This is a genomic window from Shewanella sp. SP1S2-4 (assembly GCF_031932075.1).
Classification (GTDB): Bacteria; Pseudomonadota; Gammaproteobacteria; order Enterobacterales; family Shewanellaceae; genus Shewanella; species Shewanella baltica.
In genome coordinates, this window is record NZ_JAUOET010000014.1 from 97,314 (window position 1) to 118,320 (window position 21,007).

Consider the following 21,007-nt stretch of genomic DNA (forward strand, 5'->3'; position numbering starts at 1 on the left):
AAAGGCTTCCTTCTTTCTATTAACTAATATGGACTGACGTTCGCAGTCGTTAAAATGAATGTTCTAAATTGACGGCTTAGAATGGACGACTAACATCGACCGCTATTGCGTCGTGCGCGTTGCCATCAAGGTTGAATGGGGCTGTAAGGTCAAGGTCACACGGCGATCGAACACATCCGATTCCCTGTCCTGCTCCGCTTGCAGTGGCGATAAAGCGCCAAAGGCTTGTGTTGTCATGCGTTCAGCTGCGACGCCTTGCTTAATCAGGTAGCCACGGACTTCCAGTAAACGTTGCTCAGAAAGGGCTTGGTTGTAACTCACATCACCCCGACGATCGGCATAGCCTTTCAATTCCAAATTAAGCTCAGGCGACAGATTCATCACCTCGGCCACATCATCTAATTGGGGCAAAAAATGCGATTCGACCTCAGAGGAACCAGTGCGAAACTGCACGTTTAGCCCTAGGGCGAGCTCACTGAGTAATTGACGTTGCGCAGATAGCAACTCATCAAGCTCTTGCTGCGCCTTGGCATATTCGCTCGCGCGTTTTTCGGCGGCTTGTTGCTTTACACTCAACTCGGATAATTGCGACTCTTGCAGGCTGATCTGTCTTTGCTGAACGTGCAGCGTGTCTGTGTCGCTAACCGACTTACCAATCAAGGTGCCAGTGAACGCGCCAATAATGGCCCCCACAGGACCACCGACTAACGCGCCCACTAACGCCCCACCACCGAGGCCAATTAAGGCTTCTGGCTGTTCGTCCTCATTTGCGTATTCATCATCCATCGCCATACCGCTAACATCGGCGTCATTATCTAAGCTGTGATCTTGTCCTTGGTTTTGCAGTGAAACCCGCGCCGACACACTGGCGACTGGCGCGCTTAATAAACTCAAAACCAACAAATTAATTAGTGTCTTTTTCATCATCTCATTCCTTTTTGATTATTAGCTGAGCTTGCACTCGAACCTGAACAACAAGTTCAAAACCCCATCAGGTCAAAACGGGTGCAAAACTGAATGAGGCTATTAAACACAAGTGGAATGGCATGAGCAGGGATGGAAAATGGCAATGCAACTATCAATTGTGGCAACAAAATGGCAATTGCATTTGTGGCCTTTTATCTCGGGTAAAATCCTGTATAGTCACGAAAACTTACTCCCCCAAGTCAATAGGAATATGGCTCTATGAAGCGTATCGCCATAGTGGAAGATGAAGCGGCCATTCGCGAGAATTACAAGGACGTGCTGCAACAACACGGTTACAGCGTGCAAACCTATGCCGACAGACCATCGGCCATGTTAGCCTTTAATACTCGTTTACCGGATTTAGCCATTATCGACATCGGCTTAGGTAATGAAATTGATGGTGGCTTTATGCTATGTCAGTCACTGCGTGCTATGTCGAGCACGCTGCCGATCATCTTTTTGACCGCCCGTGACAGTGACTTTGATACTGTATGTGGCCTGCGTTTAGGCGCCGATGATTACTTGAGTAAAGAAGTGAGCTTCCCCCATTTAACTGCGCGCTTAGCGGCCTTGTTTCGCCGATCTGAACTTGCGGCCAGCCAAACGGCGCAGGAAAACCTGCTTGAGCGAGGTCCACTGACGATTGATGCCAATCGCATGCAAGTCTATTGGAACCAGCTGCCGATTGAGCTTACCGTCACTGAATTTTGGATGGTGCACGCGTTAGCTAAACACCCGGGCCATGTGCGCAGCCGCCATGAATTGATGCAAGAGGCGAAGATTTTTGTCGATGACAGCACGATCACTTCCCATGTGAAACGCATTCGCAAGAAATTCATCGCCACCGCGCCTGAGTTTGATTGTATCGATACGGTTTATGGCATGGGTTATCGCTGGGACAGCTTAGCCTGAACTCTCACAATACCTTGATGCACGTAACCTTGAGCCAATACACTTTTGATCCCATTGATGCTGATCCCTAACTTATGACACGTTTCCCCTTTGGTCTACGCACTAAAGTCATCGGCCTTAGCCTGTTTTTGCTCTGCCTACCTTGGCTGGGGTATCAATATGTGTGGGAGATGGAAAAGTATCTTCGCCACGGTCAAGAACGCACCTTAGAAGGCACCACTCAGGCATTGGCCACCGCGCTGCACGAACGGCCGAAATTGTTCGATGGACAAGCGAGCTTTTTAAAGCAAGTGGAAAAGAGTCGCGATCTGTACGCCTATCAACTCAATGGGGCGATTCTGCTCGACGGTAAACTTAACGAATGGGAAGAATATCAGCACAGATTTATCCAGTACGGTGAGGCGCATCAGATCATGCGCGCCGATCCCAACGCGCCGCTGACCTTAAGCTTTACCCACATGGTCGGCCAGTACGACGGCTACCTTTATGCCTTCTTTCAAGTGACTGACCCAACTGTGGTGCTACGTGGTAAAAATGCGTTAAGTGTTGATAGAAACGATCATCTTTCGATTGCGACCCTCGCCCCCGACAATAAATTCAAACGCTATATCGTCGCCACCACCCAACCGGGCTGGATCAGCGCCTTCGAGTTACCTGCCAATCCTAAGCAAACCGTGCCCGTCAAACCTGAAGTGCGCATCCAAGGACAATGGGCGACCACAGATGTGGGTTACAATGTCGAGCTGCGTATTCCCTTAGACATGGTCGGCAGCAAACTCGGTTTTGCCATTTCCGATGTTAACGACAGCAAGAACCGCGATGTGGCAGCCGTTGTCGGCACCTCGGCCTTAGATACGGTCGATAATCTCGGCACTGTGTTGGTGCCATCGCCAGAAATTGAAAACATTATCAAAGGTATGAGCCACTATAGCTCACGCATTTGGGTGGTCGATAAGCACGGCCGCGTACTGGCAAAATCGGGCGATATTCGTGCCAATGACAGCGTGTGGACCCGCACCTTAGAAGATGAAAAGAGCACCACGCTGTGGGAAACCTTCAAGCGCGATTACTTGCATCCGCTGTACTATAAAATTCTCACTAAGCCGCCCAAAGACTTTATTGATTCCTTACAAGACTCCACCGAGCTTGATGGCAGTCATATCCAAAAAGCCCTTGCAGGTCAGCAAAGCTCAACTTGGCGCTTAACCCCAGACAACAAAGCTGTGGTGCTCGCTGCCGCCAGCCCTATTTGGATTGATAACAATGTGATGGGCGCCGTTGTCGCCGAAGAAACCACCCACGGGATCCGTACCCTGCGTAACCGCGCGCTGGAAAAACTCTTTAACGTGATTTTGACCATTATGAGCATGGGCACTTTGGCGCTGTTCTTTTTCGCTTCGAGCATTTCTAACCGTATCCGTAAACTGCGCGATGAGGCCGAAAATGCCATTGATAGCCAAGGCCGCGTTCGTAATCACCTCAAACCGTCTAAAGCTCGGGATGAAATTGGCGATCTGTCCCGCAGTTTCTCCAACATTGTCGGACGGCTTGGTCAATACACACATTATCTGGAAAATATGTCGTCGCGCCTGTCCCATGAGCTGCGCACGCCCGTGGCGGTTGTGCGATCATCCCTTGAGCATTTAAACCTGCAAACCTTAGATAAAGACACGCAGAAATATGTCGACCGCGCCCAAGAAGGTGTCAGCCGCTTAAGCATGATTTTAAATAACATGAGCGAAGCAACGCGCTTAGAGCAGAGTTTAACGCAGGCCGATATCACTAAATTCCCACTCTCCCAAGTGGTTAGCGGTTGTATGCAAGGTTATCAAATGACCTATCCAGAACAAGGCTTTAGCGTAAAAGTGCCCGAGCAACCTCTGATGATGCAAGGTGTGCCGGAATATATCGCCCAGTTGATGGACAAACTTATCGCTAACGCGATTGAATTTTGCGATAAAGGCAGCGCCATCGAAGTCACGCTCACCCAAGTCGGTAAGCAAGCAACTTTGCTTATCAGTAACTTAGGACCAGAACTGCCCGTTGATATGTCGGAGCAGATTTTCGACTCCATGGTGTCGGTGCGGATAAATCAAGCCCAAGACAAACCTCATCTCGGTTTAGGTCTGTATATCGCACGATTGGTCGCCGAGTTCCACCAAGGACAAATCCTCGCCCGCAATCGCAGCGAGCATAATGGCGTCGATATCCTAGTAACCTTGCCATTAAGCTAAGAATCACGCAGCCTTTGAGCTAAAGTTACACTGCCTTTAAATTATGAGTCACGTTGCCTTTGAGCCCTGCTTCATAATCTAAAGACCGAAGGGACAGGCGCCAATAACATGAGTCAAAATCATCATAGCGCCTCCTGTCATTTCTGCGTGCAGATGCTAAGATGGCCGCCATAACAATAGATTAGATATCTCCAATGGTTCTTCTCCAACATTGTTCAACCTATTCGTTCAACCTAAATGCCAAGGTAATGATCCAATGACAGATAAACATCATCAAGCCACCCAAATCGTCAGCTTAGGTCGAGACAAAAAATGGACCAAAGGCGTGATCAATCCGCCCGTTTTTCGTGCTTCGACTATCGTCTTCGAAACGATGGATGAAATGCGCCATGCCGCAAAAAATAAAACCAATGGCGAGATTTTTTATGGCCGCCGTGGCACCCCGACTCATTTTTCGTTTCAAGCGGCAATTGCCGAATTAGAAGGGGGCGTAGGTACGGCGCTGTATCCCTCTGGCGCGGCGGCGATCAGTGCGGCGTTATTGTCATTTTTAAAAGCCGGCGATCATCTGTTGATGGTCGATAGTGTGTATGAGCCAACGCGTGATCTGTGCACCCATATTCTCGGCGGTTTTGGTATCGAAACCACTTATTACAATCCGCTGATTGGCGCGGGCATTCGCGACCTTATTCGCCCCAATACTAAAGTGTTGTTTTTAGAATCTCCAGGCTCCATCACCATGGAAGTGCAAGATGTGCCGACCTTGTGCCGCATCGCCCACGAACATGGGCTGATTGCTATGCTGGACAACACTTGGGCCTCGCCAATCAATAGCAAACCCTTTGAAATGGGTGTGGATATTTCGATTCAAGCGGCGACCAAATACATCGTCGGTCACTCGGATGTGATGATAGGCACGGCTACGGCCAACGAAAAATACTGGCCACAATTACGTGAACACAGTTACTTGATGGGACAAACCACCTCCCCTGATGATGTGTACCTTGCCGCCCGTGGCCTGCGCACCTTAGGCGTGCGTATGGCACAGCATGAAAAAAATGCCCTACAAGTTGCCAACTGGTTGAAAACCCGACCAGAAGTCGATCATCTGCGTCACCCGGCGTTTGATACCTGCCCCGGCCACGAGTTCTTTAAACGCGACTTTAGCGCCTCCAACGGCTTGTTCTCCTTTGTATTGAAACAAGGCGATGCCGATGCGGTCACCGCACTAGTTGAGAATATGAGTCACTTTAAGATGGGCTTTTCTTGGGGCGGCTACGAGAGTTTAATCCTCGGTATTTTTGGCATTGATAAAATCCGCTCGGCGACCAAGTGGGATGCCAGCAAGCCTTTGATCCGTTTACATATTGGTTTAGAAGATCCTACGGATTTAATTGCCGATCTCAGCGCAGGGTTTGAACGCTTTAACGCAGTACTGGCGGCCAAAGCTAAGTAGCGATAATGATCGTGATAGGAATTAAGCGAGGTCGTTAGAGGGCTAAGTGCTAGCAGCCTATAAAAACAAAAAGGGGCGGAATGAACATTTCGCCCCTTTTTGTTATCAACACTGACTGCAAATTCAACTTATTTCAAATATTCATGCTTACAGCAAAGCACTGCAAAGCTATAAACTGTTCGGCGATTAATTCGCTTTCGCTCCGACACTCAATGCTGGGTCAACCCAAGCGGCTGAGCCATAAAGCGGCACTGTCGAAAGGGCATGTTTATGGCTGCCGTTGGTCTCTTTGGTCGAATAGGACAAATACAGCAGAGTCTGGTTCTGCGCATCATAAATCCGGCGCACTTTTAATGACTTAAACAAAATACTCAGGGATTCGGTGAAAATCACTTCACCGTGTTTACCCATGTCGATATTAGCCAAATCGGCCGCGTTAATTGGCCCCGTTTGACGGCAACTTATGCCCATATCTGATGGATCGGCAAAATCTAAATTGGCTTCGATACGACTAATATGGCAAGTCACTCCAGGAATTTTAGGATCGTGCTTAGCATCGATGATCACATCTTTAGTGGTAAAAAGCCCTAAGCTCACCTTACCTACATCGTCACCACAACCCGCGAGCAAAAAGCCCACAGTGGCGGCAAACGCACACTTCAACAGAGTTTTCATTCCTACATCCTTTTACATTAGTGCTTATATAAGTGCTTATATGTTAGTGATTTTATGTTAATGCTTATATGTTAGTGCTTAGCAAATAGCTTTTGTGCCCAGCGGGTTAGCCCTGCTGTCACAGAGCCAAAGTGATCGCCGACCACGACCGGAATATCGGGATAAATACCGGCGATTTTTGCGTAGATCGCAGGGCTTCGCGCCGTACCACCTGTGACGTAAATCACATCGGGTTTGCATTCTGCAGCATTGTCGGTAGATACATTCTCGTTATTCACAGAGTCTTGAGCTAAACCATCAGCCGCTAAGGTTTTTGCCGCTTGCGAGAGCGCTTGGTGCATCAGGGCTTCTACTTTTGTCAGTGAAGGCTCGATAGCATTCTCAAACACATTACGGCTCACACCCGCGTGCAGCGCCGCTTCGATAAAATCGAGATTAATATCAGTATTCTCGGCATCCGACAGGGCAATTTTGGCGCGTTCGGCTTGGCGGACCAACTGATAGCTTAGCTGCTGTTGTTGCACTTTTAACAGTCGGTTGAGCAACTGTGGCTGCTCGGCTTCTTTCACCAATTCATCAATCAGTTTACGGCTGCTTAAGGTACTGAATTCTCGCTGGGCGCTAATATCATTTACCGCTACCGCATTCCAAAAAGCTTTACTGGGCATAGGTTTGCCATTGGTCATTAAAGAGCCTAAACCAAAGTGCGGCATAAAGGCATTCATTGCAAGGGCAATATCAAGATCGTTACCGCCGATACGCTGACCACTATGGCCGAGGGAATCTTCACTGCGATCCGCTTTTTGTTTATGGGCTGGGCCCATTTTTACCACAGAGCAGTCCGTTGTACCGCCGCCCACATCGACAACCAACACGGTTTTGTTATCGGTCAAGCTCGCTTCATAATCCATCCCCGCCGCTAACGGCTCGAACAGAAAATCAACGTCGACGAAACCCGCGCGTTTTGCCGCTAGAGTCAAAATGGCTTCGGCCTGACGGTTACTCTCTTCACCGCCTATGCCTTGAAAGTTCACCGGACGACCAATAATCGCATGGGTGATAGTTGCCACGCCGCCTTCTTTAGCAAGGTTCTTTTCAACTAACACAGATTCGGCGCGCACTTTAATGTGCTGCATCATCAGGGTAACTATGTCTTCAAACAAGGCCACTTGCTCGGGTCTAAGTCCCGTTGCACCTAAAAATGATTTTGGCGAACGGACATAGAATCCCTCCTCCGGCATCTCTAAATACGCGCTCACCGCCTGCTCACCGACAAACACAGCCTGAACGTCAGCGTCGAGATCTAACTCATGGCGCACCATGCGGGCACGGCTCAATTGCGCTGCACGTTTTTGGGCATAATCGGCTTTTAATTCAATAGGAAGACCACGATAAACCGCCTCAGCGATCAGTACCCTGTCCATCGCATATAAGGTCGAAGGTAAATAAGCTGATTGCTCTGATAACGCCAATAACTGCACATCATCACCCTGCATGATCCCTACAGCGCAGTTAGCACTACCATAATCAAATCCAACAAACATACCTTTTACTCCCGCGATAAAAAAGCCGAGCAAGATAACATAGTTTGCGATAATGCCCAAGGAGTTAACACTGCCGGATTGACTCGCAAACTGGCAGCGAGTATAGCGGGCTCAGTGCGTAAAGCGCAGTTGCACGGGCAGAGTTTGAGCTCAATCCAAGATGATCATTTTAAGGTCATATTTCTGTCACACTCGTCATCAAGCTGACATATTTCCCTCGTATCTTTATCCCAGATAAATCCCAGACTGATTTTGGCGTGTACGCAGTATTTATCATTGAAATTCCTTCACTTGTAGGCAGTAAATCTGATTGCACAAAGGCGGATGAATGCTATTGTATATTGCGCCATGACGCTTGCTTAAAGGAGCTGTGCAGTGTCCCCGAATACCGATAAACTTTCGATTGATAAAGAACTCTCTTGGTTGTCTTTTAATGAGCGGGTATTGCAAGAAGCCTGCGATCCCAATGTTCCTTTAGTGGAGCGAGTGCGCTTTTTAGGGATATTTTCCAATAACATGGATGAGTTTTTTAGAGTACGCGTGGCTGCGGTCAGGCGCTCGATTCTGCTGTCATCCCTGCAGGAAGGTCGCAGTAACAGTCGCCATTTAATGGCCAAGATCCAATCGAAAGTGATGGCATTGCAAGAAAGGTTCGACGGCATATACACGGATTTAATGCGCGAGCTAGTGCGTCGTAATATTTTGTTAATCAATGAGAAACAATTAAGCGAGTTCCACAGCGACTGGCTGAAAAAGCATTTTCGTGATCAATTTAAACGCCATATAGCCCCGCTTATCGTCAATAACAATCGCGATTTGATCAAACAAATCAACGACGACGCCACCTATTTATGTGTGTGTTTGTTCACTAAGGCTCGCCGTCAATACGCCTTAGTCGAAGTGCCCACTAAAAACGTACCGCGGTTTATCGAACTCCCCGCTGAAAAGAGTAAAGCGAAAAAATATCTGATTTTATTAGATAACATTATTCGCCACTGCGTCGATGAACTCTTTGGCCCCTTCTTCGAGTACGATGCTATCGAAGTGTATTCGATGAAGTTAACCCGCGATGCCGATTTTGATATCACCGACGAGTTAGAGCAAACTCAGCTCGAAAAAATGACTAAGGGCCTCAAAAAACGTCTGACTGCCGAGCCAGTTCGCTTAGTGTATGACAAAGAAATGCCTGAGCACATGTTGGTGATGCTCAAAGAAAACCTGAACATCAGCTCGACCGAATGCTTGATCCCAGGTGGGCGCTATCACAGCTTTAAAGACTTTATCGCCTTCCCCAACCCGAGCCGCGACTACCTCGAAAACGAAAAACTACCGGCGCTTAATAGTGCAGGTTTTGGCCGCAGCGCCAACAGTTTCGATGCGATTCGAATGGGCGATATCATGCTCAACTATCCGTACCATAAGTTTTCCCATTTTACCGAAATGGTGCGCCAAGCGGCCTACGATCCTGCGGTGCGCTTTATTCGAATTAATTTATATCGAGTGGCGAAAAAATCCCATGTGATGCAATCGCTTATCGATGCAGTGAAAAACGGCAAACAAGTCACCGCTGTAATTGAACTGCGGGCCAGATTCGATGAGCAATCCAACATCGAATGGACCCGCATCTTGGCCGAAGCGGGCGTCAAAGTTCACCACGGTATCACCAGCTTAAAAGTGCATTCCAAGTTGTGCTTGATTGGCCGTGAGGAACAAGGGGAAATCAAACTCTATTGTCACGTCGGCTCAGGCAACTTTAACGAAGGCACGGCGCGGGTCTACACTGACTTGTCGCTGTTCACCGCCAATCAAGAGATTGCCCGTGAAGTGGAGCAAGTATTTGACTTGATTGAACATCCGTATCGCCGCGATAACTTCCAGCATTTAATTGTGTCGCCCTACGATGCCAGACAAAAACTGAGTCACTTAATTGATAATGAAATCGTTAATGCCCAAAGCCATATGAAGGCGGCGATTACCTTAAAACTAAATAACTTACTCGATGAATCCTTGGTCCAAAAGCTCTATGAAGCATCGGCGGCTGGGGTCAAAATTAAGTTACTCATTCGCGGTATGTGCTCGCTTATCCCGCAAATACCCGGGATCAGCGATAACATTGAAGTCTACAGTATCGTTGATCGGTTCCTCGAACACTCACGGGTGATGCTGTTCCACGCTGGCGGCGAGAACAAACTCTTTATCTGCTCCGCCGATTGGATGAGCCGCAACATAGATAATCGCGTCGAAGTGAGTGTGCCGATTTATGATCTGCGCCTAAAACAAATGATAATGGATATTTTATCCTTACAATTCAATGACAATACTAAAGCGCGGGTCATCAACAAAGAACAAAGTAACCCCTATCGAAATCGGGGTAACAAACGAAAAGTGCGTTCTCAAATTGCCATTTATCAATATCTGATTAATTATGAGAAGCGCCAACTGCAAGAATTTAATGCCTTACGTATGTCCGCCCATGAGGGTGATGCTGAGCGAGAGAGCAACGCTGAGCCAGACATAACGCCCGAGTTACAGGCCAAAGCCAGCTAGCGCTGGCTTTATATCGCTTTGATTGCCTAAGGATAATCCGATTGGTAGCCACACATTCGCACACACAGCAACACACATTACTAAAGTCGCAGGCACCACAAACCAATGCGCCCGCAAATGCTAAATCGCGCCACTTTGTTGCCATCGATATGGGATCGAACAGTTTTCATCTGGTCATCGCCCGTGAGCAAGATGGCAGCTTGCAGATTTTACACAAAGAAAAACAACAGGTTCAGCTCGCCACTGGGCTCAATGCGCAGAATATTCTCGACAATGACGCCATAGAACGTGGCCTCAATTGTCTGCGGGATTTTAATCAAAGATTTTCCAATCTCGACCAAGCGCAAGTGCGATTAGTGGCCACCCACACCCTCAGAATCGCCAAAAACCGCGATCAATTTATCGAGGCCGCGCTCGCCATCATGCCCTATCCGGTGGAAGTGATTTCAGGCCATGAAGAAGCGCGTTTGATTTATAACGGCATTGCCCAAAGCCAAGTGCTTGGAAAAAGTAATTTAGTCATCGACATTGGTGGTGGCTCGACCGAAGTCGTGATCGGTAAAAAGAATACCCCAACCCAGTTATCTAGCCTGCGCTGCGGTTGCGTGAGTTTTAACGAGCGTTTCTTTATCGATGGACTCATCACCCCTGCCTCATTTCGTGATGCTCAAAGCGCGGCCGACAAACAGTTCGCCTCGCTCTCCAAGGAATATTTCGCGGGCGGCTGGGAGCTGACGTTAGGCAGCTCAGGCACAGTGAAAGCCATCTGCGAAGCGATTCAAGAAGAACACGGCGATGAAACTATCACGCTGCCACGACTCAAACAGCTCAAAATCAAGTTGATCAAATGTGGCCATATTAGCCAAATTCAATTTGCCAATGTCGATGATAAACGCATTCCTTTAGTGCCCGCCGGACTTGCCATTTTAATCAGCTTTTTTAGGCGCTTACCGATACAAAAGCTCGAGTTTAGCCCAGGAGCACTGCGTGAAGGCGTACTCTATGAACTGGCAAAGATTGGTCAGTATCAGGATATTCGCCACCGCACCGTCGACAGTATTGCCCAGCTTTATCATATCGATATGGCCCACGCCGCTAAGGTACGCGACACCGCCATGGCCTTGTTTGAACAGGTCGCCGATGAATGGCAATTAAGGCCCCATGCACGCTTGCTCGCCTATGGCGCAACCTTACATGAGATTGGGCTACACATTAATTCAAAGTCCCTGCACAAACACGGTGGCTATATCATCAGCAACAGTGACTTACCCGGGTTTAGTGAAGCCTTGCAGCTGGATTTAGCGCGGCTTATCACCAACCACAGAAAAAAGCCCAACGAATTAATGCTCGCCGAACTCGATCCCAACCATAAGCTCACGTTGAATCGCCTGCTCTGCCTGCTGAGACTTGCGGTCTTGCTCAACCTTGGCCGTATCGCCAAGACGCTGACCTTAGATCATATTAAAGTGATCCCCGATGGGCTCATGCTAGTGCTACCTAGCCATAAGCGAAAAATCAGCCTGTTTATGAAGGATTTACAGCGGGAACAGAAGCAAATGCTCACCCTTGGGATGAACCTGCGATTAGTGTCTAGTTTGACTTAGCTGTTCGGCGTTAACTCTGCCGAACGTGGCTGAGGCGAGTGTGAGTTAGCTCTGTGTGAATGATTTTAGCGAAGGATTCGGTGCTAAAATATTGCCCAGAATCGAGGGCAATTATCTCGCCTAAAAACAAGGTGAAGTTAGCTGTCAATCTGGCTTGGTAACGGGATTTCAACAGCATAGCGGTAGACTTAATCCATGCGCCACAACAGATTAAAGTTTAAAGGATTTTTAACCCTTCACTAAAGCACAAATTCCTGCTCGCGCGTTTGCCGCTGAGTGGGGATTTCTGCTATCATCCACGGCTGACTAATCATAATTCCACGAATTTAAAGATAATCAGAGTCAAACCCTTTTTATCTCGCGATATCAGCCCCATCGCCTGCAGGTACAAGTATGATTAACCACTTTAGTGTGCTCGGTATAAAACCCAGTGCCAAAGAAGACGACATTAAAAAAGCCTATCGACGGCTGTCAAACAAATATCATCCCGACAAGTTGTTAGGCGCCTCGGAAGAGGAAAAGCAGCAAGCCGCCGTACAACTTGAACGCGTTAAAAATGCTTATGATGTGTTGTCAGATCCTAAGCGACGTAATGCGTTTATCAAAGATTTCAATAACGTCATAGTGACCGATCCTGCTAGCGCCATGCGCGAGCTGTGGGATCAATTTTATCCTTGAGCGTTTTCTAGAGTAAGTGCCAAATGGTCAAAAAACTGAATATCTCACGCATTAATGAGCTAAAAAATAATGCCTACGACAATATCGAGTCCTACGACGATCCCGATACACCTAAAGCGCTAGAGCAATTTACTAGCCAAATCAAAAAGGTGTTAGAAGCCGATCCTAAGATGCTCGATACTGTGCCTGAGTACCTGCCTGTCGCGCTTTACGGTCGAATTAAGTTTCCCGCCGAAGCCAAACTCAAGTGGGCACATTGGATAAACACGGCAACTCAACCCGAGTGGGATGAGTTTAAAGTCACGATTGGCTTTAACAATGCTGATTTACCTTTAGTGTTAGCCGTGCGTGGTTACTCGGAAACCTTACTGATTGAAAGCTGCGCCGTACTGTATTTACTTGAAAATCAAGGTAAAGCAACGCCAGCAGCAAAACATCACGACGATGAAGATGATGACAACGATTATGTTGGCACCTCAGATAACGACGATGATGAAGGCGAAGAGGAAGATGGCTACTACGATCACTACGATGATGAGGACCGCTAATGAACACTAGTCTCATTGAGATTACCGTCGCCGAAATTAAAGAGTTGGCGGACGTAGAGCCAAAACAAGCGAGCAAACGCTTTGAAATCATTGCAAATACCATGAGCGACGAGCAATTAGTTGAAGTCATCGAACACATGGATATCGTCACGCTGACGCAAATAAATAGTCACCATGATATCTCTTGCCCTTCGATCATGTCTGAACTCATGACCCCAGAACAAATTCGCGACATCGTCTGTCAGCAACCTTTGTACTGGGAAGAAAAAATCAAAAACAATGCCGAAGAACTTATTCAGCATACCTTTGATTTTTTGACCTATTTAATTCGCATCCAAGATAGCGAAGAAAAGCAAACTGCGATTCTAGAATGTATCGCCGAAGATCCAGCGGGCCTCTTCTATCTGTCGATCCCTTTCATCGAAATGATGTTAGGCGAAAAACATGAAGATGAAGACGGCTACACAGATCTCTATGATGACGAAGAAGACACTGAGACAATCGGCTACGACAGCCGCGTCGCCAGTGAAGATGCACACAGCCTCAGCATAGACGACCCACGCAGCCTAATGGCCTTGATCCACGAGCTCGCGCCCGATGTTGAAAAAGCCATTAAGAGTCTGCTGCGTAACGAAAGCTCAGGTTGGGAAATGATCATCAGCAAGTTTGTCAACGAGCTGGTTATTCAAGCCAAAGAGAAAAACCAAGTTACGGATGAATACGCTGAAGTCGATGATATGTTTAGCTTTTTGGATTAAGGAATTATTTGATGCAACTGGTACTGCGTGATGTAGATCAAGGACCATACCTGAGCAAGGTATTGATCCAAGGCCAAGCAGACGAAACGCTGAGCGGTGAACAGCTGTCACAAATCAAATCCAAAGCCATTTTGATGAGCCTCAAACTGGCCGATAAGTTTTACAACAAGTATAAAATGCACCTGCTCGAACAAGCGGCGCACGATGTCATTGGTGTGGTGAGTCTTGGTTTGATGGAATTGTCAAACCAAAACCCGCAGCAGGCGATACGCCTGTTGATCACCGCCGATGGCGTAGTCAAATGCTTTCAAAAAGGCTGGAGCATGCTCAGCACTGTCAGCAAGCATAAACTCGTCAACGGCAAGTCACTGTACGGCGATGTCGACAAATTCTTGCTAGAACAAGTGTCTAGCCCGCCCGATGCAGAAGAATGGTTAGGCTATGAAGCCTATCAAGATGCCCTGCTTGAGCATCAACGCCAACAGTCAATTGCGGCCCTATTGGCACAGTTTTACGCGCAATCGAGCTATGATCCACTGGATTTTCTCAATCTAGAGAGTGTATTAGCCGAAGCTGTACTGTATCGATTGTTGTTTGATGGCGCCAAAGTCAGACAGGATTTGAAAAAGCGTATCGGCAAAATCACCTTAAAAGAGGAATGGTTTACCCGTGAGCATATCGAATTGGAAACCCAGAAAGCGTTAGCAGAATTACCCGCAGAACTCGCTGAAACCATCAGTAAAGATCTCGGTAAAAACTTTGTCCCCGCCCTACTGCGTACCCTGCACTTTGCGAAAAGCTACCGCGAACTCTTACTCAGCGACGCTTCCCCCGAGCGCTTAGAAAGATTCGAACACAAGGAAGGTCTCGTCGGCCTCCTTGGCTGGCCACTCTACATAGTACTTTGATCGGTACTTTGATTGGGACTTTAATCAGTACTGTGTTCAGTACGTTAACGAGTGCTTGAGTCGCTTAAAATGAGTGCTTTATTGAAAAATAAAGCACTTTTTTATTGTCTGTTATCCCCATGCCCAATTCAACCTTCAGCATCTCATTCTCAGTTTTGAGTGGTTTTAGCGTAAAGCTTGATAACGCTTTGGGAACAGATAGGTGTTGGAAAGTAGTTTTTGGGGAGAAGTAATTTCAGTTGTTAGCAGTTTAGCGTTTACGGATATCCACTCGCACAGGCTTGCCATGTCATTCACTCATCGACACTGTGAATAGAAACCTAGGGTTTCTGAGCTTATAAACGAGAGCCATGGACGGCGAACTGGCAGTTAAACAAGGATGTTGTTCAAGTCCTTCCTTTGGATGCTCGACCGCCCCGTCCATGGGATGGACGGTCGTCTCGAAAATCACCATGGCTCAGCTTTCGTACATTCGCCTAATCTGTAGATTTAAAGACATACGCAACATACTGTGGAACAGAATTATTCTAAGTCATGGTAGTGCTTCGCTTCGGTCAACTGTTAATAATTCATGGTGAGACTATTTACTTTAGCAAGATAAAGCGTGTCACTTTTTAACAGTTGGCTTCCTTTAAAGCCAATAAGAATGGTGAACTTATTATCTGAATCCTGATGATTAGTTGATTTACATCACCCTTTCATCAAATATCATATTCAATTTTTTCAATGCACTTTTGTAGTGCGACCACCTGAACTGTTCTGGTCTAATCCCATCGGGCACTTAATTTTGAGACAGTATGGTCAATAAATTAAGAGGTCTATATGAGTCTGAAAAAATCACATAAGAGTTTTCCGCAGGCATTTAAAGATGAAGCCGTCATGATGGTGCTAGAACAAGGTTATAGCGTTGCCGATGCGGCAAAGTCTCTTGGAGTTAGCACGAGCCTGCTTTACAACTGGAAGGAAAAACACCAAGCCCTGAAACAAGGTATCACCTTAGAAGAGTCTGAGCGTGATGAGCTAAAGCGATTGCGTAAAGAAATTCTAAAAATACCCAAGGGGCACGTCGAGGCCAGCGCCTTCTTTGCGAAAGAAATGAAGTAAAATTTCGTTTCATCAAACGGCAATCCAACCTGTTTCCCGTAGCACTGTTATGTCGAGTAATGAGTGTCAGTAAATCAGGTTATTACGATTGGCATAAGCGCCCTGCAAACGTGATAAGCCTTGAAACACTGAAGCTTTATCGCCTTGTTCGACAGCTATTTAAGCAAAGTCGAGGCAGCTTAGGAAATCGTGCAATGGTGAAGAAATTGCGCAAGGAAGGCTACCAGGTTGGTCGCTATCTCGTTCGTAAAATTATGCACCGCCTTCGACTCAAAGCAACCCAGCGACGCGCTTACAAGGTGACTACGCAGCGAAAACACTCAGATGCAGTGGCTGATAATCTGTTAAACATGAACTTTAATCCAGTATCGGCTAATCAGGTTTGGGCGGGTGACGTGACCTATTTAAAGACGGGTGAAGGCTGGATGTATTTGGCAGTGGTGATGGATTTGTATTCACGCCGGATTGTGGGATGGCACATAGATAAACGCATGACCACAGATTTGATATCTAAGGCATTAATAAAAGCCTACAACCTGCGACAACCGGCCAGAGGGTTGGTATTTCACAGTGACCGAGGCTCGCAATATACCAGTAAGCAATTCGGTAGGCTGCTATCGAGCTATGGTATCCGAGCCAGCATGGGTGATGTGGGAGCGTGTTGGGATAATGCCGTTGTTGAGCGTTTCTTTGGTAGCTTGAAACACGATTGGATTTTTAAAGTTAATCAACCAACAAGGGAGTTTATGAAGCAAGATGTGACGGCTTACATGAAATATTACAACTTGGAGCGGCTTCATTCTGCTAATGACGATCTGTCACCTGTAGAGTTTGAAAATTCTCAAGTAAAAGTGTCCAGTTTGGGTTAACCAGTACAGATGAACCTATCCCCGAGATCTGGGCTAACTTCAACGAAGACTCACTGAATGATGTGGGTAATGCTGACCGATTAAAAGCGATCACCAACGACAGCATGATGTACGTACCAGAACTTAACAGCATAGTTAACTTTAATGGCAAACATTGGGCTCCATCAAGCGGAAAGGAGCTTGAATATACCCGATGTGTTGGAGAACGTCTTATCAATCAAGCTGGTAGTATGTTAGAAGAAGCAATACAAACCAAAAATAAGACTAAGTTAGCTGAAGCAGAGCAATTACAAAAATTTGGCCGAATGACGCTTAATCGTAAAAAATGATGGATATGCTAGAAATCTTCAAGTCAGGCAATCAGATATCTTCGAACTGCTTCAATGCTAATCCTATGCTACTTGGGGTAAACAATGGCGTATTAGACTTAGCTAACGGAAAACTATTACCCGCACAGAAAGAAATGTACATCAGCCGCTGTGGGGATGTTCATTTCGATAGCTCAGCTGGTTGCCCTCGTTGGTTACAGTTCATTGATGAAATCACCTGTGGCGACAAAGAATACGCTAAGTTTTTACAACGCATAGTCGGTTACATGCTAACAGGACGAACAGACGAACAAGTACTGTTCTTCCTCCACGGTCATGGTTGTAATGGTAAGAGCACCTTTATGAACGTGATACAGCGATTAATGGGAAGTTACTATCATCAGATCGATAGTAGTGTTTTGCTGCAAACCAATAACGGTAATACAGGCCCTAACCCATCCTTAGTTAAGCTTGCTGGTAGTCGTGTAGTTGTGGCTAATGAATTACCTGAAGGCTCTAGGATGAATGAAAACCTAGTGAAATCTATGACTGGTGATGATGTGATTGTCACTCGTCAACTCTATGCCAAGGTAGAACTAGAATACCGTCCGAAGTTTAAACTCATAATGATAGGTAACCACAAGTCCGTGATTCGTGATACGAGCCTCGGCATGTGGCGAAGAATGATCATGCTTCCATTCAATGCGAGTTTCAGTCAGGAACAGATGGACCCACGATTAATGGATAAGCTATATGCTGAACTCTCAGGTATCCTCAATTGGGCTCTAGAAGGCGTTCAAATGTGGCTAAAGGATGGCATTAAAGCCTCGATTCCCAGTTCGATAAAGTCAGAAATCGCAGAGTATCGTCACGAGTCAGACTTACTCGCGATATTCCTTGAGGAATGTACCTGTAAGGGGGATTTTACCTATACAGAAACGCTATATGATGCCTTTAGAAAGTGGGCAGAGCGTGATGGCGACTGGAAGATGACCCGTAATATCATGACCAAACGGCTGGTGGAGAAAGGCTTTGAGAAAGGCCGACACAACAGTAAAGCCATGATTAAAGGAATTATCTTAAAGCCAATATTTGATGACATAATCGAACTCGATCCTGAGACACGGCAAGCTTCAAAACCGTTGTGGAGCTCAGCTAGCTGTATTTCGCCGGATCAGTATACTGTCTAACGGTTAATCTATAACCAATTGAAGAGAGGCCCTAGAGCCTCTCTTTTACCATCATTTCATTAGGACTCAATATTTATAGGCAGATAAATCGCACAGTAGCCAGAAGACAGAATGACCTCATCAAACGACTTACAAGCCATTAAGGTACTGAGCGTAAAGGATGTCTGCAAAGTCTGTCTCAGTAATCTCTTGAAGCACTAAGTCACGCACAGCATTTGCTAGCAGTTCGTTATCCTCTGTAATTTCATAGTCGTTGAGAGACAAGTATTCGAGTGCGACTGCTAAGCCTGTTCGCTTATTTGCATCAGGACAAGCGTGAGATACCGCAATGCAAGCAGTATATTTGGCAGCAATCTCGAACACATCATCTAAGCCTTGGTAGACAATCGCATTATCGATACGGCTTAACGCTCCCTGAAGTTTAGGAATATCAACCGCACCTTTCATGCCGGGTTCTGTCGATAGAATTAACGCATTAATTTCGACAACTCGTTCAAAAGGAAAACAGATGATATCCATTACATATCAGCCAGCTTTTGGAAAGTTTTAGGATGGGTTCTTAATGCTAGTTTCGTTTCAGACTTCACGATTTGACGCCCAATATCACCAGATAAATCAAGTTGCTTGGTCGCTTTAATCTTCGGTCTTGTAACCGCTTGAACACCGTAAACTTCTAATTTTCGATTCATAATCTCATACCTTCATGAGCTTCGACTTGCCAACAGTATAACTTGATACTGCAAGGAAAAATATAGTAACGAACGAAGGCTAGTATACACTAGCACTAAGCCACAGAGATTAAGCTACTGCCTTGTTATGATTCAGAACACCACTTAGGAATCGCTATCACTGGCATCTTATCTATCGCCTGATGAAGTTCTGAGTAGATCCCATAGTTTCGCCCCGTATTCCCCGCATTAGAGTGCCCTGTTATCGCATTTTGAATATCCTCACGCATCACCTTCCTTGCCTCTGTAATGAAGCGATGGCGGAACGCATGTAGCGGTTTGAGTGTGTCAAAATGTTCGATATTGAGCGTCATAAACGCCTCTTTGAGGTACCTTGCAACCGCTAGATGATACTTAGCCTTATTGTTTGCTTTGAGCACCGGAAACAAACGGCCATCAACGGGCAAAGAGTGAAGGTAATCGAGTAATCCCAACTCGATGAGAGATCGACATACTGGCACTTTCCTTGATTCACCCGTCTTAACGGATTGGTCGTCCCTCACCTCTTGGATATGGAAAAACCATAGCTGTGGGTCGTCCTTATCCTGCTTAATGTCTTTCACATAGCAAAATCTGGCCATCCATTTTAGATCAACAACATAATGCACTTTTGGTTTGTCTACAACTTGTACGAGCTAAAATTGCTTAAATGAGAGTCATCAACAGTTGAAGGGCTAAAGCTAAAGCATAAAAATGAGCTAACTCATTAAAAAATGGTGTATTTAAGACATGCTAACCCACCCAATAAAACAAATGGGCAGTGATTGGTTTGGTTAAGCAGTATTACATTTAGTTGCTGTGAAAGTGCTGACAGCTTGCCGCAAAGTGCCGTCGTCGCTTTTCTAGATGTTCGCAGTAATCAGTGAGTGCTTGCAGCGTACCCACCGGACCATGAAATAGCTTGCCAAACTCAGTGGTGAGCTTGAGCCAATTGTCATGTGGGATATTTAATCTTGCCAGTAACTTAGCTCTATTTATACTGATTGCCCCACGTTTATCACTTCGAATTATTCGACCTGTATCATCGACCAATTCAAGGTAATCCGATAATAAAAACGCAATGCCATTGGGCTGGTTGTCGCGCTCATTACCGATAAAAGGCAGTAGATTTTCAGGTTGCTCACCTTTTAATGCGGCCCGAATACGCAGCTGAATACTGGTATGGTCGGATTGTTCTGGTGTATCAGCCAGTTGCGCTCTAATAGGATTCAAATCAACATAGGCCATACAAGTTAACACAGCGGCTTCATCGAGCAGGGCTTGCGATTTAAAGCGACCTTCCCAGAAACGACCTGTACAGTTATCTTCTTGATTTGCTTGTCTTGCTATCGGTTCATTAAGGCAACGCATAAACCATGAAATATCGCATAATCGGCTGCGGTAAATTGCGATTGAATGCCTTAATCTGTTGACCTCGTGAGCTTCAACTAACTCACCTTTGGCGAATTTTTGCGTTAATCCATCGCCTTTAAACAGCTTATGCCATTGCTCAAGTACTTCGCGGTCAGTCCAACGATTGGCGCTGTCGATATCGACCCGCAGCACCACATGCAGATGATTGGACATCACTGCAAAGGCCGCCACATCAATAGCAAAAACCGCTTCGAGTTCAAACAGTAGCAATTCTACCCATGCGCGGCGATGGTCATAGTTTTTTCCCGAATAGGCATCATCGCCACACAAAAATGCACGCCGCACCACGCGGCTACAGCAATGGTAATAGGGAGTATCTTCAACACTTATCTGAGTTCTACGTGGGCGCGGCATACAAACCTCCTTGTTTAATGCTTAACCCAAGCATAGTCGGTGGTTAATTACCATGCCATTAAGACTGGATGTCCATTTTTCTTTTATGGCAACAAGAGTAGGAATTTTCGATTGAGCTAACGAGCCGAAATACGAAATGGGGCAATATCTTTTTAGCTAAACGAACAGCAGAAGTGTTAGTTAAGATTGGCATTGTTGCAACTGTGACCGT

Annotated in this window: 19 protein-coding genes and 1 pseudogene; 12 read left to right on the forward strand and 8 right to left on the reverse strand. The window is 46.3% G+C overall.

Annotation, left to right across the window (positions count from 1 at the left end; genetic code table 11):
* Positions 1–102: 102 nt before the first annotated feature.
* Positions 103–927, reverse strand: a complete 825-nt coding sequence (gene pdsO, locus Q4Q52_RS14020; protein WP_311906581.1) for a sortase-associated OmpA-like protein PdsO — start codon at positions 925–927, stop codon at positions 103–105.
* A 258-nt stretch (positions 928–1,185) separates the two neighbouring features.
* On the opposite strand from pdsO, the gene pdsR reads away from it, so the two are divergent.
* The 3 genes from pdsR (at position 1,186) to Q4Q52_RS14035 (ending at position 5,568) form a co-directional block, all read left to right on the forward strand.
* Positions 1,186–1,878 (forward strand): proteobacterial dedicated sortase system response regulator, encoded by a 693-nt coding sequence (gene pdsR / locus Q4Q52_RS14025; protein WP_006081337.1) that lies wholly within the window; start codon positions 1,186–1,188, stop codon positions 1,876–1,878.
* A gap of 74 nt (positions 1,879–1,952) precedes the next feature.
* Entirely contained in the window at positions 1,953–4,112 is a 2,160-nt protein-coding gene (pdsS, locus tag Q4Q52_RS14030) for a proteobacterial dedicated sortase system histidine kinase (RefSeq protein WP_311906580.1), read from the forward strand.
* A 256-nt stretch (positions 4,113–4,368) separates the two neighbouring features.
* Positions 4,369–5,568 carry a cystathionine beta-lyase gene (locus Q4Q52_RS14035; protein WP_311990888.1) on the forward strand — a complete coding sequence of 400 codons (1,200 nt, stop codon included), beginning with the start codon at positions 4,369–4,371 and terminating at the stop codon, positions 5,566–5,568.
* A 186-nt stretch (positions 5,569–5,754) separates the two neighbouring features.
* Here Q4Q52_RS14035 and Q4Q52_RS14040 read toward each other — a convergent pair whose 3' ends face one another.
* A complete protein-coding gene (locus tag Q4Q52_RS14040) occupies positions 5,755–6,243 on the reverse strand; it encodes a CreA family protein (RefSeq protein ID WP_063883950.1) in 489 nt (162 codons plus the stop codon).
* 71 nt (positions 6,244–6,314) lie between these two features.
* Entirely contained in the window at positions 6,315–7,787 is a 1,473-nt protein-coding gene (yegD, locus tag Q4Q52_RS14045) for a molecular chaperone (RefSeq protein WP_311990889.1), read from the reverse strand.
* 375 nt (positions 7,788–8,162) lie between these two features.
* On the opposite strand from yegD, the gene ppk1 reads away from it, so the two are divergent.
* Entirely contained in the window at positions 8,163–10,334 is a 2,172-nt protein-coding gene (gene ppk1, locus Q4Q52_RS14050) for a polyphosphate kinase 1 (RefSeq protein WP_006081332.1), read from the forward strand.
* 41 nt (positions 10,335–10,375) lie between these two features.
* Positions 10,376–11,938: an exopolyphosphatase gene (gene ppx, locus Q4Q52_RS14055; protein ID WP_259559761.1), complete on the forward strand. Its 1,563-nt coding sequence runs from the start codon at positions 10,376–10,378 to the stop codon at positions 11,936–11,938.
* A 10-nt stretch (positions 11,939–11,948) separates the two neighbouring features.
* Here ppx and Q4Q52_RS14060 read toward each other — a convergent pair whose 3' ends face one another.
* The gene (locus Q4Q52_RS14060) at positions 11,949–12,116 is read right to left on the reverse strand and encodes a hypothetical protein (protein WP_311906577.1); all 168 of its coding nucleotides are present in this window, start codon (positions 12,114–12,116) and stop codon (positions 11,949–11,951) included.
* A gap of 215 nt (positions 12,117–12,331) precedes the next feature.
* Here Q4Q52_RS14060 and Q4Q52_RS14065 point away from each other — a divergent pair, with 215 nt between their 5' ends.
* From Q4Q52_RS14065 to Q4Q52_RS14095, 7 genes and pseudogenes are all read left to right on the forward strand, one after another.
* Positions 12,332–12,616, forward strand: coding sequence for a J domain-containing protein (locus Q4Q52_RS14065; protein WP_006081330.1), 285 nt, complete (start codon positions 12,332–12,334; stop codon positions 12,614–12,616).
* Positions 12,617–12,639: 23 nt separating this feature from the next.
* Complete coding sequence (locus Q4Q52_RS14070) at positions 12,640–13,164, forward strand: hypothetical protein (protein WP_126492121.1); 525 nt, start codon at positions 12,640–12,642, stop codon at positions 13,162–13,164.
* Positions 13,164–13,922, forward strand: coding sequence for a hypothetical protein (locus tag Q4Q52_RS14075; RefSeq protein ID WP_006086363.1), 759 nt, complete (start codon positions 13,164–13,166; stop codon positions 13,920–13,922). Before Q4Q52_RS14070 ends, Q4Q52_RS14075 begins: the two co-directional genes overlap by 1 nt.
* Before the next feature lie 11 nt (positions 13,923–13,933).
* On the forward strand, positions 13,934–14,830 hold the full coding sequence (locus Q4Q52_RS14080) for a hypothetical protein (protein WP_006081327.1): 897 nt from the start codon (positions 13,934–13,936) through the stop codon (positions 14,828–14,830).
* An 822-nt stretch (positions 14,831–15,652) separates the two neighbouring features.
* A pseudogene (locus Q4Q52_RS14085) lies at positions 15,653–16,803 on the forward strand (IS3 family transposase).
* A gap of 62 nt (positions 16,804–16,865) precedes the next feature.
* On the forward strand, positions 16,866–17,132 hold the full coding sequence (locus tag Q4Q52_RS14090; RefSeq protein WP_311990890.1) for a hypothetical protein: 267 nt from the start codon (positions 16,866–16,868) through the stop codon (positions 17,130–17,132).
* Between the two features lie 5 nt (positions 17,133–17,137).
* Positions 17,138–18,301, forward strand: coding sequence for a phage/plasmid primase, P4 family (locus Q4Q52_RS14095; protein WP_311990891.1), 1,164 nt, complete (start codon positions 17,138–17,140; stop codon positions 18,299–18,301).
* A 129-nt stretch (positions 18,302–18,430) separates the two neighbouring features.
* Here the strand turns inward: Q4Q52_RS14095 and Q4Q52_RS14100 are convergent, their stop codons facing one another.
* From Q4Q52_RS14100 to Q4Q52_RS14115, 4 genes are all read right to left on the reverse strand, one after another.
* Positions 18,431–18,820 (reverse strand): type II toxin-antitoxin system death-on-curing family toxin, encoded by a 390-nt coding sequence (locus tag Q4Q52_RS14100; RefSeq protein WP_220777600.1) that lies wholly within the window; start codon positions 18,818–18,820, stop codon positions 18,431–18,433.
* Complete coding sequence (locus Q4Q52_RS14105; protein ID WP_259482689.1) at positions 18,820–18,990, reverse strand: acetyltransferase; 171 nt, start codon at positions 18,988–18,990, stop codon at positions 18,820–18,822. Before Q4Q52_RS14105 ends, Q4Q52_RS14100 begins: the two co-directional genes overlap by 1 nt.
* 125 nt (positions 18,991–19,115) lie before the next feature.
* Positions 19,116–19,610: a hypothetical protein gene (locus Q4Q52_RS14110; protein WP_311990892.1), complete on the reverse strand. Its 495-nt coding sequence runs from the start codon at positions 19,608–19,610 to the stop codon at positions 19,116–19,118.
* 208 nt (positions 19,611–19,818) lie between these two features.
* Positions 19,819–20,796 (reverse strand): transposase, encoded by a 978-nt coding sequence (locus Q4Q52_RS14115; protein ID WP_311990893.1) that lies wholly within the window; start codon positions 20,794–20,796, stop codon positions 19,819–19,821.
* Positions 20,797–21,007: the final 211 nt, after the last annotated feature.

Excerpts from the sequence above, each read along its gene's own strand:
- pdsR (WP_006081337.1), top strand. The coding sequence starts at position 1,186 with ATGAAGCGTATCGCCATAGTGGAAGATGAAGCGGCCATTCGCGAGAAT.
- yegD (WP_311990889.1), bottom strand. The coding sequence starts at position 7,787 with ATGTTTGTTGGATTTGATTATGGTAGTGCTAACTGCGCTGTAGGGATC.
- Q4Q52_RS14070 (WP_126492121.1), top strand. The coding sequence starts at position 12,640 with ATGGTCAAAAAACTGAATATCTCACGCATTAATGAGCTAAAAAATAAT.
- Q4Q52_RS14035 (WP_311990888.1), top strand. The coding sequence starts at position 4,369 with ATGACAGATAAACATCATCAAGCCACCCAAATCGTCAGCTTAGGTCGA.
- Q4Q52_RS14115 (WP_311990893.1), bottom strand. The coding sequence starts at position 20,796 with ATGCCGCGCCCACGTAGAACTCAGATAAGTGTTGAAGATACTCCCTAT.
- Q4Q52_RS14060 (WP_311906577.1), bottom strand. The coding sequence starts at position 12,116 with ATGCTGTTGAAATCCCGTTACCAAGCCAGATTGACAGCTAACTTCACC.
- pdsS (WP_311906580.1), top strand. The coding sequence starts at position 1,953 with ATGACACGTTTCCCCTTTGGTCTACGCACTAAAGTCATCGGCCTTAGC.
- Q4Q52_RS14075 (WP_006086363.1), top strand. The coding sequence starts at position 13,164 with ATGAACACTAGTCTCATTGAGATTACCGTCGCCGAAATTAAAGAGTTG.
- Q4Q52_RS14100 (WP_220777600.1), bottom strand. The coding sequence starts at position 18,820 with ATGGATATCATCTGTTTTCCTTTTGAACGAGTTGTCGAAATTAATGCG.
- Q4Q52_RS14065 (WP_006081330.1), top strand. The coding sequence starts at position 12,332 with ATGATTAACCACTTTAGTGTGCTCGGTATAAAACCCAGTGCCAAAGAA.
- Q4Q52_RS14040 (WP_063883950.1), bottom strand. The coding sequence starts at position 6,243 with ATGAAAACTCTGTTGAAGTGTGCGTTTGCCGCCACTGTGGGCTTTTTG.
- Q4Q52_RS14105 (WP_259482689.1), bottom strand. The coding sequence starts at position 18,990 with ATGAATCGAAAATTAGAAGTTTACGGTGTTCAAGCGGTTACAAGACCG.
- Q4Q52_RS14110 (WP_311990892.1), bottom strand. The coding sequence starts at position 19,610 with ATGGCCAGATTTTGCTATGTGAAAGACATTAAGCAGGATAAGGACGAC.
- Q4Q52_RS14080 (WP_006081327.1), top strand. The coding sequence starts at position 13,934 with ATGCAACTGGTACTGCGTGATGTAGATCAAGGACCATACCTGAGCAAG.
- Q4Q52_RS14095 (WP_311990891.1), top strand. The coding sequence starts at position 17,138 with ATGCTAGAAATCTTCAAGTCAGGCAATCAGATATCTTCGAACTGCTTC.
- pdsO (WP_311906581.1), bottom strand. The coding sequence starts at position 927 with ATGATGAAAAAGACACTAATTAATTTGTTGGTTTTGAGTTTATTAAGC.